This window comes from Rufibacter hautae (genome assembly GCF_008271695.1).
Taxonomy (GTDB): Bacteria; Bacteroidota; Bacteroidia; order Cytophagales; family Hymenobacteraceae; genus Nibribacter; species Nibribacter hautae.
The window spans coordinates 172,628-186,408 of the sequence record NZ_VKKY01000002.1; the positions used below are offsets into that span (position 1 = coordinate 172,628).

At 48.4% G+C, this 13,781-nt stretch carries 10 protein-coding genes; 2 read left to right on the forward strand and 8 right to left on the reverse strand.

Annotated features, from left to right (window positions below; genetic code table 11):
• Window positions 1-220: 220 nt before the first annotated feature.
• Entirely contained in the window at window positions 221-1,324 is a 1,104-nt protein-coding gene (locus tag FOA19_RS09795) for an SGNH/GDSL hydrolase family protein (RefSeq protein ID WP_149090660.1), read from the forward strand.
• Window positions 1,325-1,956: 632 nt separating this feature from the next.
• On the opposite strand, the gene FOA19_RS09800 is transcribed toward FOA19_RS09795, so the two are convergent.
• The 4 genes from FOA19_RS09800 to FOA19_RS09815 all read right to left on the reverse strand — a co-directional run bounded on the left by FOA19_RS09800 (window position 1,957) and on the right by FOA19_RS09815 (window position 6,728).
• A complete protein-coding gene (locus tag FOA19_RS09800) occupies window positions 1,957-3,033 on the reverse strand; it encodes a zinc-binding metallopeptidase family protein (RefSeq protein WP_149090661.1) in 1,077 nt (358 codons plus the stop codon).
• A gap of 54 nt (window positions 3,034-3,087) precedes the next feature.
• Complete coding sequence (locus FOA19_RS09805) at window positions 3,088-3,987, reverse strand: transglutaminase-like domain-containing protein (RefSeq protein ID WP_149090662.1); 900 nt, start codon at window positions 3,985-3,987, stop codon at window positions 3,088-3,090.
• Window positions 3,988-4,009: 22 nt separating this feature from the next.
• Window positions 4,010-4,963, reverse strand: coding sequence for an alpha-E domain-containing protein (locus tag FOA19_RS09810; protein WP_149090663.1), 954 nt, complete (start codon window positions 4,961-4,963; stop codon window positions 4,010-4,012).
• A 142-nt stretch (window positions 4,964-5,105) separates the two neighbouring features.
• Window positions 5,106-6,728: a circularly permuted type 2 ATP-grasp protein gene (locus FOA19_RS09815; RefSeq protein WP_149090664.1), complete on the reverse strand. Its 1,623-nt coding sequence runs from the start codon at window positions 6,726-6,728 to the stop codon at window positions 5,106-5,108.
• Between the two features lie 696 nt (window positions 6,729-7,424).
• Between FOA19_RS09815 and FOA19_RS09820 the strand changes: the two genes are divergently transcribed.
• Entirely contained in the window at window positions 7,425-9,221 is a 1,797-nt protein-coding gene (locus FOA19_RS09820; RefSeq protein WP_149090665.1) for a mechanosensitive ion channel family protein, read from the forward strand.
• A gap of 102 nt (window positions 9,222-9,323) precedes the next feature.
• On the opposite strand, the gene FOA19_RS09825 is transcribed toward FOA19_RS09820, so the two are convergent.
• The 4 genes from FOA19_RS09825 to FOA19_RS09835 form a co-directional block, all read right to left on the reverse strand.
• Window positions 9,324-9,611 (reverse strand): hypothetical protein, encoded by a 288-nt coding sequence (locus tag FOA19_RS09825; RefSeq protein WP_149090666.1) that lies wholly within the window; start codon window positions 9,609-9,611, stop codon window positions 9,324-9,326.
• 330 nt (window positions 9,612-9,941) lie between these two features.
• Window positions 9,942-10,121 carry a hypothetical protein gene (locus tag FOA19_RS23720; protein WP_317132022.1) on the reverse strand — a complete coding sequence of 60 codons (180 nt, stop codon included), beginning with the start codon at window positions 10,119-10,121 and terminating at the stop codon, window positions 9,942-9,944.
• Window positions 10,122-10,171: 50 nt separating this feature from the next.
• Entirely contained in the window at window positions 10,172-11,146 is a 975-nt protein-coding gene (locus FOA19_RS09830; protein ID WP_317132023.1) for a DUF1624 domain-containing protein, read from the reverse strand.
• A gap of 337 nt (window positions 11,147-11,483) precedes the next feature.
• Window positions 11,484-13,418, reverse strand: coding sequence for a hypothetical protein (locus tag FOA19_RS09835; RefSeq protein ID WP_149090667.1), 1,935 nt, complete (start codon window positions 13,416-13,418; stop codon window positions 11,484-11,486).
• Between the last annotated feature and the right edge of the window lie 363 nt (window positions 13,419-13,781).

Below are 13,781 nucleotides of genomic sequence, written 5' to 3' on the forward strand. Positions count from 1 at the left end.
CTCTTTGCTTACTAGAACTTCCCACTGATTTTTCCATAATATAATATCCGACTTAGGAGAAAATTGAATGGTTACGAGAGCCGATTTTAGGGGCTTAAACTCAGCCCATTCACCTCATCACGCCGGCAAGAACGGGACAATGCCAACGATAATCCTGCCGCCGTATGGAAAGACACCGGAATATCTTTATCCTTGTACTCTGTAGCTTTATTAAACTTCTATGAGAAACAGATACGCTTACCTTATCGCCGTGCTTTGTGCCTTGCAGATAGGCTGTACGGCTGTGCCGGGTACTTCGGGAAACCAGGTTCAGGAACTGCCGGCTACCGCTTTGCAACCAGTGGGCCGCTACCAAATGACCAATGACCAGGGCCTGGAACTGATTAGTTCGGCGGTACACTTCGGGTTCAGTTTTGAGGGTACCCAGGCCCAAGTGGTGACTTCACTTCCCAACCCCAGAGGACACAGTTACCTGCAGTACGAACTAGACGGCGTGTACCAAAAAAGAATCCGGGTCTCAGGTCCGCAGGATACGCTGGTCATTACCGCGCCTTCGCCCGGCAAGCACACCGTCTGGATCTACAAAACCACCGAGGCGCATTCCGGTCCGGTAATGATCCGGAAAGTGACCGGGCCTAAACTTGCCGCTTTAAAGCCTGCCTCACAACCTCTGATTGAGTTTATCGGGAACAGCATCACGTGTGGCGCGGCCGCCGATCCGTCTGAGGTACCCTGCGGCACCGGCGAGTACCACGACCAGCACAATTCCTATATGGCCTATGGCCCCCGGTTGGCCCGCGCCGTGAACGCCGATTTCATCCTGAGCAGCGTGAGTGGCTACGGCGCGTACCGCAACTGGAACAACAACGGCCCCACCTTGCCCGAGGTCTACGAAAAGGTTGATTTCCAAGACAAGAACCCCCAACGCTGGGATTTCAGCCGCTTCACCCCGCAGATTGTCTCCATTGCCTTGGGCACGAATGATTTCAGCGACGGCGAAGGCAAAACCCCGCGCCTGCCTTTTGACAGCACCACCTTTGTGAACCGATACATAGGCTTCGTGAAAAACGTAAAAGCCAAATACCCGAAGGCCCAAATCGCGTTGTTGAGCAGCCCCATGATGAATGGTAACAGAAAGCAAACATTGGAAAACTGCCTCTCGGCGATCAAAAAAGAGATTGATGCCGCGTACCCCGCTGCCAAACCTGTCGCCCTGCACTTCTTCAAACCCATGCGCGCCACCGGCTGCACTGGCCACCCCAGCGTAGAGGAACACGGCATAATGGCCGCAGAACTAGAGCCTTTCTTCAAGAAACTGCTTTGATTTGAGTTTGTCTAAAGCTAGAGTTAGCCTTTAGAAAGACCTCCCGTTTAGGACCTGTTTTTAAGAAAACCTATCCTAAACGGGAAGTCTTTTTTCCTCGGCTTTTATCGCTGGCGCGAGCGTCCCGCTCTTGTCAGCACACATTCCCGGTATCTTTCATTCAAACACTCCTGTTATCTTGGAAAGATCTTGTAGGCGAACTAGAAAAGCCTTAGTGAAACGCTATTACTGTTTGCTCACAAGATCCATTCAGGATGACAATAAAACTATCTGGAATGCGTGCTGACACGAGCTGCAAGCTCGCGTCAGCGGATAAATTTTAAAGCTTATTTTTACTAAAAGGCCATACTTCAAGTTTGAGCGCAGCGGTAACTTGGAGTAGAAATGACCGCCAGTTTGCAACTGGCGAACCAAAACATCTGATAATATGAAAGGCCAGTTACAAACTGGCATCATAGGCAGCCACAAGTTACCGCTGCGCTCAAACTTGCGGTAGGGATATGTATTACGCTTATGCCTTTAATAAGAAAAATCCGTTTAGAGCCTGATTTTGTCAAAACAGGCTCTAAACGGATGATTGCTTTTAGGCCTGAAAAGCCAGAGAGGGCAGACTCAAAACGTCACAGAAAAGGCTACTTCTTTTTGCGGTTTCGCTGGATCAGGCGGTGAATGTAGCTTAGTTTGGCGACCACGGGCTCTGAGAAGGTTTCTGGGAGCAGGTCTGGGAGGCCCAGGGAGCGGTTCACCTCGTTTACTTTCAGGCTTAGGTCTGCGTAGCGGGCGAGCATTTCCTCTAACTGGGTGTCTACCAAGTTGTCGCTGGGGAGTTCCAGCAGGTCGTGGTTGTCGGCGGTGTCCAGGACGGCCATCATGTCCAGGTAGGTTCCCCAGGTCTCAGCGAAGTCTTCCCAGGAGTGCATGGTGGCGTACGCGCTGATGTAGCTGGCCTGCCAGTTGGGCTTTGGTCCGTTTTTGTAATACTGGTCCATGGCCTCTGAGTAGCTGGGGTTTTCATGGTCGCCGAAAACTGCTTTATACGCTTCCTCGTCTTTGTTCTGCACCAGCAACTGCCAATAGTAGTGGCCCACCTCATGCCGGAAATGCCCGATGAGCGTGCGGTGCGTCTCCCCGAAAGAGACGCGCAGTTTTTCGCGCTCCACGGGGTCGGCCTCGCTCAGGTTAATGGTGATCTTGCCATCGGCGTGGCCAGTGAAGACTTTCTCGCCCTTCTCCAGCCCAATCCACCCCAGGATGGGAGAGGCCTCCACGTCTTCTTTGAAGTCAAAGGAGAGCGGCAGTTCAAAGTTCTCGGCTTTGGAGCCGTAGGGCAGGCCCAGTTCATCTAGGAGGTAAAGCAGGCGGCGTTTGGCCACCTCCAGGTCGTACCATTTCTGGGCGTTCCCCTCTATAGATAGATCCGGAATGGTCTCGGTGAGCTGGCAGTAGCTGCAGAGCTGGTTAAAACGGTGCGGCTGTCCCGCCGGGGTTTCCACCATGCGGTTGCACACGTTGTAGGTAGAGTAGTTGTAGCATTTCACTACATGGGCGCCGCATTCTTTGTTGGTACAAGTATAGCCGCCTTTGCCGTCCAGTTCCATGGCGTGCATGCCCTCGCACACCGGACACCAGCCTACCTCCCGGCTACAAGCCACACAGAAGGAGTTCTCAAAGAATAACTTATTGCCGCAACTGCAGTGAAATGTTCTCATGCTTACTGTTCTTTACTTAAAGCTTGTGACAGCTGCCTTCTAAGGCAATCATGCTTATTCCTGAAAGCTGGATTGCGTTTGACTTTGCCGGGCCGTGGAAGGCTCCTGCAGCGGATGAACGCTTACCCCATAACTGGTTTTCTGCTTTCCGTTGGTCTTGATGGTGCCTTTGATGGGGCTGCAATCGGCGTAGTCAGAACCGTGGGTGGCTTTGATGTAGTGTGCATCTGCCAGCAGGTGGTTGGTGGGGTCAAAACCCTGCCACCCAAACCCTGGAATATAAGCCTCGGCCCAGGCGTGCATCACGGCAGATCCCGTTAGGTGGAGGCCCTGGTTCAGGTAACCAGACACGTACCGGCAGGGGATTCTGTTCAGGCGCGCAATGCCCAGGAACAGGTGCGTGTAATCCTGGCAGACCCCGCGGCGCAGTTTAAGCACCTCGTTGGCGCTGGTGCACACGTGCGTAGGCTCCGAGTCAAATTCCAGCAGGTCATGGACAAAAGCATTCAGGTGCTGCAGGTAACCATACACCGTTTGCTGTGGTTGCTGCATCAAGAGTTGGGCTCGATACATCTCCGAGATGCGGGTGTAATGGTCAAAGCCCAGGAACTGGTGGTTCTGCAGGTAGAACAGATGGTTCTGCAGCTGCTCTTGCTCTTCTTCTACGGATAATATGCCTTCCACCGGAAACAAGGTCTGGTCTTTCTCCACCACGGCCCGCATCTCAAACTCAAAGGTGTTGAAAGGCTCCACCGTATGCAGACTTATGACTTCAAAGCCAAAAGAGTTGGGGTGCTGGAAGGTTTCTGCCCCCAGCGAGTTGTTGAGGGAAACGTTCCGCACAACCTGGCTCTCATTCTGGCAGGGCAGCACTTGGAAAGAAAAGAAGGCCTCCCTCACATTTTCCTCATACGTGTTGTGGGTACGGTACACCACCTCGTATTCTGTTTTCATATAGGCAAGGCCACACCTGGCATCAATGGTATTTCAGATATTTAACGTCTAGTAAATTGGCAATCTCATAGATATTCTCCAGGGTTCTCTGCAGGAACTGCGATGCCCGGTCTTCTACTTCTTCTATGGTAAGGTACTGGAAACGGCAAGCCAGTTTTCCGGCTATAAACTCCAGTGATTCTCTTTTGCTTTCTTCCTGCTGAAAAGAGATGCCCTCAATACATTTCCTGATCCAATCCATGCTATACGCAACAGACTTGGGAAACTGGCTATCGAAAAGCAAAAAATCCAGCACGTGCGACCGGGTGGGGCTGGTTCTGTGGCAGCGCATGAACATGTCAAAAGCCTCGGTGCTCTTGAGAGTAGTGCTCCACTGGTAGTTCTCCAGCGCGTTGCCTTGCTTCATGAACTCCAGCTTTTCAATGTCGTCCAGCTTGGTCTGCAGAATCCGAATGACCTGGATGGCGCGCTCCAGGTGCATGCCCAGAGAGATCAGCATCCAGACGTCGTTGTGGAGCAGGGTGTTCTCAATGTAGCCTTTGGTGATGTAGCTGTTCTCCTCAATTCTGCGGGAGAAGAACTCAATTTCCTCCGAGGCCATCTCTGAAGTCAACAACTCATTGGCCTTGTGATAAAACCGATTGATGGCTTCCCACAGTTCAATGGAGATATTATCACGGGAGCCGCGGGCATTCTCCCGGATGCGGCCAATGTAGCTGAGAATGGAGAATTGGTTGGCTTCAGAGATGGAGATAAAGTCAATGACCTTGTCATCTTCCAGCTTGTCATGCACCCCAAAATACGCCTCCTTGCTGCCCGCCATGTTCAGGATAGATTCCAGAACTAAATCGCGGTGCGGCCCTAGCGGCGCATCAACGGAGGAGACATACTGCACCCGGGTGTAGCGGGCAATGTGCTCGGCCCGCTCAATGTAGCGCCCCATCCAAAACAAGCTGTTTCCAATTCTTGATAGCATGTACTATTTTTTAGTTCTGAGTCCTGAGTTCTGAGTCAGGAGTTTTGATTATAATATCTTGATGAGGTAGGGGCAATCCCTTGTGGTTGCCCGTTGCGTAACTCGCAGTAGAAGGGCAACCACAAGGGATTGCCCCTACAAACTATTCTGCCCCGGGCTTGCCCATGGACATGGTACCTTCAGTACCGATGGACATTCCCTGCGGGCCCATGGTCATGGTCTGGCCGTCCATGGTCATGCTTTGCTCCATGGAGTCCCGCTGTTCCATAGACATGCCGGCGCCGTCTTCCATCATGACCCAAGTGTCTTTAGAGCCGCCGCCCTGGGAGGAGTTCACAATGAGGCTTCCTTTCTTGAGGGCCACGCGGGAAAGACCTCCTTTGAGCACAAACTGACGGTCTTTGCCCAACAGCGTAAAGGTGCGCAGGTCTACGTGACGAGGTTCAAACTGGTCTTCGCCCTCAATGAAGGTGGCGTGCATAGACAGGTTCATGATGGGCTGCGCGATGTATTTGCGCCGGTTCTCGGTCACCAGGGTTTTGAACTCGGCGAGCTGCTCTTTGGTGGCTTTGTTCCCGATGAGGATGCCGTAGCCACCACTTTCATCCACGGGTTTGATCACCAGGTTGGCCATGTTCTCCAGCACGTACTGGAAGTCATCGTCTTTCTCGCAGCGGTAGGTGTGCACGTTGTTCAGGATAGGGTCCTGCTGCAGGTAGTACTTGATAATGTCGGGCACGTAGGTGTACACGGCTTTGTCATCGGCGAAGCCGGTGCCGGGTGCGTTGAGCAGGTTCACGTTGCCTTTCTTGTAGGCGGCCATGATGCCGGGCACGCCCAGCATGGAGTCTGGCTTGAACGCCATGGGGTCCAGGAAGTCATCGTCCAGGCGGCGGTACACCACGTCTACCCGTTTGGGGCCGTTGATGGTCTTCATGTACACAAAGTTCTTCTCTACGTACAGGTCGCGGCCTTCCACCAGCGGTACGCCCATGGTGAGCGCCAGGAACGCGTGCTCAAAGTAAGCCGAGTTGTACACGCCGGGGGTAAGCACCACGCAGGTAGGCGCATCAATGCCCTTGGGCGCGACACTCTGCATGGTGGCCAGCAACTCCTGCGGATACTCCTGCACGGTGCTCACGTTGAACTGCCGGAACACCTGGAACAGCGTGCGTTTCATGGCCACCCGGTTAGAGAGCACGTAGCTGATGCCCGAGGGGCAGCGCAGGTTGTCTTCCAGCACGTAGTACTGGCCGTCTGAGTGCTTGATGAGGTCAGTGCCCGAGATGTGGTTGTAAATGCCGCCAATGGGTTTGAAGTCCAGCATGGCCTTGAGGTAATTCTTGGACGAGAAGATCAGCTCGGCGGGGACTACCTTGTCTCTGAGGATGTGCTGCGCTCCGTAGATGTCCTGCATGAACAGGTTCAGGGCCACGCACCGCTGAATGATGCCTTCTTCCAGGCGGGCCCACTCCTGGGCCGGGATGATGCGCGGAAACAGGTCAAAGGGGAAGATGCGCTCCACGCCCTTTGACTTGTCTGAGTACACCGAGAAAGTAATGCCCTGGTTGAAGAAAGACATCTTGGCGTGCTCATTCAACTCCTTGAAATCTTCTTTGGAGAACTCCTGGAACTGCCGGTACACGGCCTGGTAGTGCGGGTGCACCTGGCCCGGGGCCATGAATACCTCATCTAAAAATTGCGGCGGAATCTGGTAGTTTCCTAAAATCCCATTGCTCTGGTTCTGGCGCAAAGCTGCATCCATATCTGTAGGTCTAAACGTGTTTGTGGTGAGAATTAACGCTTCCCTCTTGCCCAACAGGCCTGGTTTCCCTTCCTGTTTTCTGCCCCTTTTTCCGAAAGGAAAGGCAAAACGCCGATCAGTTTTCTCTACCGGTTTCCTGAAGACGCCGGGAGAGTCAGGGGGGCGCTGGCTACGCTGCAAGAGCGCGTTCGCAGCCCTGGGAGGCGGGTACCTCTTAGATTGCACCTTACGCAATTAACGGGGCAGAACGTTGGCATGTAGAAGCGCTAAAACACCCCAGTAGGTGAAAATCCGTATTAATTGGGCGCTGTTCTGGTATTTCACGCGGGAGACAGGCGTAGCCAAGCCGCGCCCTAGGGGTAAATGCAGGCGCCGAAGGGCAGCATCAGCTTACCGCTTTTGCCTGCTAAAGATCTTTCCACACACTTCCAAGCGCGCTACCTAGAAAGGCTGGAAACGTTAGTTACAGGTACGTCACGGGAGAGGAATAGAGTCCTGGACAGCGGAGAAAAGCAGTGGGAGGAACACCCTGGATAGACCGCTTCTGAAAGCAATGTATAACACCTGGGCTCCGGAAACGTTTTAGGGCAGGTAGGCCAGAACCAGTGCTGTTTGTTCATTGCCTGTTACCCAGCCAGCCGGTACCTTGGTTTTTTGCCCGCCGCCTGTGTTCTTATTTCACCACAGAGACCCCTTATGATTGAACTATTGCCCGTATCCCGCCCCTTCGCCTTTCTTGCAAAACATACCTCGGCCAGGGGCCTGCGATTCTATTTCCTGCTTTTTGCCCTGACTTTGCTTTCGCTGCCCGCCCTGGCGCAGGAGCAGGCCAAAGACACCACCGTAGCCGAGGTGCTTGAACCCGATTGGCCCCTTGACACCCTGGGGCGCCGTACGCCGCGGGGAGCGGTGCAGGGCTTTATCAGGTCTATTGCCGATGAGAATTATGAAAAGGCCGCCCTGTACCTGAACCTGGACAGCACCTTGGACCAGAAGCAGAACGGCGCCAAGCTGGCGCACGCCCTGCAGCGGCTCTTAGACCAGAGCGGCGAGATTATTCCGTATTCGCTCCTGAACGATTCCTACGAAGGCCGCGAGGACGATAACCTGGGACCCAATCTGGAGCGGGTAGGGGAGGCCACCGTCAACGGCGAGGAGTTTGACCTGTTCCTGGAGAAGCTGGAAGACGCGGAGGGCGGGCCCATCTGGCTTTTCTCCTCGCAGACGGTGCAGCGCATACCGCAGGTGATTGAAGAAGCCGACAAACCCTTGGCAGACAAAGTCATGCCGCAGGTGGCCGTGGAAACCAAGTGGAACGGCGTGCCGGTGGGGCAGTGGTTTTTCCTGCTGCTCATTGCGGTGCTGGCCTATGCGGCCTCCTGGGTGGTGATCAAGACGGTGGTGTTTATCTTGAAGCGCAGCTGGCGCCGGGCCCGCGAAGAGCACATTGCGGCCATCATCCAGGCGTTCTCGCTGCCCATTCAACTGTACCTGGCGTTGTGGCTGTTTATTGGCACCACGCAGCGGGTGGGCATCTCCATTATTGTGCGGCAGCAGTTCAGCCAGTTAACGGTGCTCATTGGCCTGGCGGTGTTCCTGCTCTTGCTCTGGCGCCTGATTGAGGTGATGGCGCAGTACCTGGAGCGGCGCCTCACCCGCAAACGCAACCAGGCGGCGCTCTCGGCGGTGCTGTTTCTGCGGCGAGGCGCTAAGATTGCCATTGTAGTCTTCGGGGTCATCGCGTTTCTGGGCACCCTGGGCTTTGACGTGACCACCGGTTTGGCCGCCCTGGGGATTGGCGGTATCGCGTTGGCGTTGGGCGCGCAGAAAACCGTGGAGAACTTTGTGGGCAGCGTGACGCTCATCGCCGATCAGCCCATCAGGGTAGGGGACTTCTGCAAGGTGGGCGAGACCACGGGCACGGTGGAGTCCATTGGCATGCGCTCTACCCGCCTGCGCACGAATGACCGCACGGTGGTGACCATTCCCAACGGTGATTTCTCCTCGCAGCGCATTGAGAACTACGCGCACCGGGACCGCGTCTGGTTCCACCCCACCTTTGGCGTGCGCTGTGACACCAGCCCCGACCAGATCCGGTACCTGCTGGTGGAGCTCCGGAGTATTCTCTACGCCCACCCCAAGATTGACCCCGAGTCTGCCCGGGTGCGGTTTGTGGGCGTGGGAGCTTCCTCGTATAACCTGGAGGTGTTCTCCTACGTGCTAACCGCCGACTACAATGAGTTCCTGGAGATACAGGAGGACCTGCTGCTGCGTATGCTGGACGTGATTGACGCCAGCGGCTCGGGTCTTGCGTTTCCGTCGCAGACGCTGTACTTGGGCCGCGACACCGGCTTGTCTGAAGAGAAAACCCAGGCCGCGCAGGAAAAGGTAAACCAATGGCGTACCGCCGATGACCTGCCGCTCCCGAGTTTCAGCCCCGAGCGCATTGAAAGCTTGCGCAACACCATTCCTTATAAAGAGAAGGACGCGTAGAGATTAGTACGTTAATGCGAAAGGCGTTTAGGACTTGTTTTCAAAAAAACAGGTTCTAAACGCCTTTTATAGTTTTGACCTACATTATTAAAGAATAAATAGTTACTCAACTTCTAATTCATAAGTTTCCCCATCCTCGTCGGTTGCTTCAAGTTCTCCCTTTCCTGTCCATTCAACATCTACTTCTTTCTCATTTCCATACTCATCTGTTATTGTGCCTGAACCACCTTCCTTAGTAACTTCAACTTCTCCATCAACATCATCTCCGTCCTCATCAACACCTGAAACATTATATTCATAATCATTGCTTGATTTTTTTGACTTAGAGCTACAAGATGAGATAGTAGCTAGTACTGAGACAAATAATATTATGCTGTAAATCTTTTTCATATTGTTTCTTATTGTTTAATATTTAAATATATTGATATTAATTTATGTATGCATAAGTTGAGTAAGAAAATGTCTACTTCAAAAAATTGAGTAAAAATTTTCTCAGTTTTAACCATTAAATCTACACTAAGAGAAGAAAGAAGTCTTGTGAAATGTGACTCACAGCACGTAAGGAAACCCATGAGACGCTTAATCATGCTACAATTTTCAGCTCTACTCAAACTTGAAGTACTGTGTTTGGGTTTGCAGGACAATTTTCAGAAAAGAACTTCAAGCCGTTGGTAGCATTAATGTTCTTGTTTTTAGAAATTATGTAAAGTAGAGGCAGCCCTACAGATAACTCAACCATTTCTTCTCTGGGTGGGCAGCTTTGTAGCGGCTGTACCAGCGGCAGGCGTGGTAGAGCACCAGCACCACCTTTATCCAGACCAGGTACACATACGGCAACTCCACGCCCACACCTTCTGTGGGCCGACCAAACTCAGCGTACCGAAGGGGAGTTGCTGGCAAGTGAGGCCTTGCCAGAACATGAGCAGCAGCATGCTGGTGTGAATAAGGTATCAGTGCGCCAAGTAGAAGAACAGCGGCACCCGGCCGTAAAGGGTGAGGAAGTGCGCAAAACAGTTTTGAGCCCGTTCCAGCAAAACCAGCGCTAAAAACATAAGTCCCAGAAACAAGGCTGCGTACAAAAGCGAAGGCGGATACTTGGTTACGTTCACAAACGACAGAAACGTAAACAACGCCGTTTTCTGCACCGCCCAGGGGTTAGGGTCGCCGTACACCTGCATAAACCGCAGCACCGCAAATACGCCCAAGGCCACGGCCGACGAGAGCCACAGCAGCTTCCGGCGTTCTGGGGCCGTTTTCCTGAAAACAGGCCCAAAGCCGAAGCCCAACAGCAGAATACCCAGCCACGGGATCAACGGATAGGCCACCAGAAAGGCAAAATGCTCGGTGGCCGGGAAGAACCCCTGGCGGAATAGGAGGGAATAGGCAAATTTACCTGTCATGCCCTCCGCAGGGCCTACTTGCGGCAGCAGGTTGTACAGCAGGATAATGGCCAAGCCTATGCCGCCAATCCCGCGAGCCGGGAGCCGCAGCAGCCCCGCCAGTACCACAAACCCGAACCCAATGGCAAAGATCACCTGGAACATGGTGGTCCGGAAGAAGATGTCAAACCAGATGCCGAAGCCCACCACCGTGACCTCCAGCACCATAAGCCAGACCCCGCGCGACAGCAGGAACCGTTGGGCGCGCCCGTAGTCTCCGTCCCGCATCAGGGAGAGGTACGCCGAGGTGCCCGCCAGGAACAAAAAGGTAGGCGCGCAGAAATGCGTGACACAGCGCGTCAGGAACAGGGCCGGGGTAGTGGTGTCAAATGACAACGGGTCCTGCACCAGCGAGGTGGTGTGCCACAGATCGCGCACGTGGTCCAGTGCCATGAGCACAATGGCCAAGCCCCGCACCACATCAATGGAGGAAACCCGGGTTTGGCGGGCCTGCGCCAGCGGGGTAGAAGCTTCGGTGCGGAGCATGGGAGGATGTTAACAAAGTCGCTGTTATGTTTCTAATAATATGGTTCTTATAATACTAATCTCACAATTTAATGCTAAAAAAAATTGATAGTAAAATTAAAAGGAATTCTGTAATAACGATGAAAAATATAGCAATTTTAGATACTTTAATTTGCTGAAATACTAAATAAATTAATAAAAATTTATATTGTGATCAAAGTTGTATGTTAAGTTTTTATAATAATAAAATAAAATTATTTTGCAGTTTATTGTAATTAATTATAATCAACTTGAGTTATTATATATTAAAATGGAGAATGTTTTGATATTTTTTATTATAATTATTATTTCAATATAATTAGTGAGCCGGTGGGCATAACTCTCCTACCCATTTATCAGTAGCCTCATCATATACCTCTCTTATATCCAAGTTTGGTAAATTTGTTTTATAATAATAGTTTAAAAGATAATAAGGTTTTCCTGTAGCTTCGCTGTTAGGATATTTGGTGTAGTAGTATGCAGCGCCATCCCAGTCATGCTGTTGTAGTATGTAGCCCCAACAAGCTTTGGCTTTAGGATTATTTTTTAGGAACTCATGAAAAGTAAGTTCTAGGTTCTGCTCTCCATTAAAGTATAACTGAAGTTTACTTGACTTCTTATAATTATTCCATTCTTTCATTGACTCCTTCAATGTTGAAATTTGATCATAAGTAAAGTTTGCACTTCGTAGGTTGTCTGCTTGGTTGTAAAATGTTTTTCTTATTTTTTCCCACCTACAATTATTGCTTATTTTTTCTAAGTGCAAGTTGGCTAGAATGTTTTCGTGGTAAATAGTATTGAGAGTTTTTGTTGAAATGTTCCTGGATAATGTAAGTCCATTTTTTATTCTTGTTTTAAGATTGTTGAATTTTTTACTTTTTGTGACATCTTTGCTAAATTTTGCTTTAAAAGATATGATGAAATTATCAATTTCAGATCTGGCTTTATTATAGTCTTTATCAATTATCATTGTAAGTATGTTTTCTGATTTATTTGTAATATAATCTTCAATCGGATCATGTAATATTGGGTCAAGAAATTCATCTATAAAGATGAAGTCGAGACCTAGAGCTTGGATAAAATTGTTTAACCATGGCTTTGCTGAGCTTCCGTACCCTTTTTTTATAAGTTTGTCAATAGGTTCTTTGTATTTGGAGTATAAGTAGGAGTTCTTTTCAGCAGTTTTATCCTTGATTTCTGTATTAATAAAGTTTAATATGGAGTTTGAGTTTTTTAACGATGAATTATTGTGCCATTTACTGTTGCTATTTTTGAATTTTCTATAACTTGCTTCCTCTGCTTCAGTGTAAAAATCAGTGAATGTTTCACTTGTTTGATTCTTAACATATTCATCCCAAAATTTTGTTTCAAGAGATATGAATTCATTCTCAATATCGAATTCATATTTAAATGTATTTTTAAATTTATAAACTGGCAGTTGTTGTATTTTTAAATTTGGAGCGATATTGACATAATGAATATATTCATTATTAGATTCCGTGTTTTCAATTTCTTTTTGAATTTCATTCAAATCATGTAGAACTGAACTGAATTCCGGGTTCGTTAGAATCTCGTTTATTATTCTTTGTCTTAATTCATTCTTTATTTCCTTAAGAGCTAATTTATTATTTTCAATAATAGCTAACTTGTGAATTTCTAAATTGCCTTCTCTTGTTTTTTCACTTTCTTTAAAGGTGTTTCCGAAGAAAGTAAAAGAAGAAGAAATTGTTAATATATAAGCAATGTTTGAAGTATATTTAGTTATTTTATTGTATTTATTTTTGTATTGTTCTAGTATAGGAAATACTATAGAGAGAGAGATTAATATAATTATTGCAACTATATTATATAATGGAGGAATTGTTATGAAATCTACATGTTTTTTTATTAAGAACTGAGTTTGCTCAATTTTTAGAATAGAAGATTTTGCCAAATCAATATTTGTTGTATGATCAAGCCAGTATTGCAAAATACTAAAAATTAAAGATACTATGCAAAGTATCCCAAAGAATTTAGATAATCCTGAGGATACGCCTAATTTCCATTTTAAAAACTTTATGTTTGAAAAATCTGGTTTTTCTAAATTGGTATACTTTTGTATGAAAGTTGCAACTTTATTTTCTAAATAAGTGAAATTTATATTGCCTTTAATATCTTTAGTCGTGTTTATTTTGATTAAAAGCTTATTAAAAATTTCACTTGCTTTAGTGATTATGTAAGCTATCAATGCGGAAGTGAATATTAAGTATATCATAGTTTTATGTATTTATGTTGTTGTTATTTATCAATCCATGTTTAATAAGCGATAATTAGTTAATGATTGCTAATATTCTATTTAAGTTAATTATGGGTTTGGGTAAAATCAATACTTACTTTTTAGTAATTATTTTTAAAACTTTGATTTTTTAGAGTTTAGTCGAAAATGACTTGCGTGCTTATAATGAAGTGTTTAATTGTGTGTTTATTAAAATAAAAATTTAACTTATTGAATTTGTTTTGATGATAAAATTATTAATTTTCAATTAAATCTTATTTCTGGATAGTCGTAACAGGACTTTAGAGTAGGATTATTGATATTTGAAATTTTTAAATTTTTTAAATAAAGACTAGTATTTGA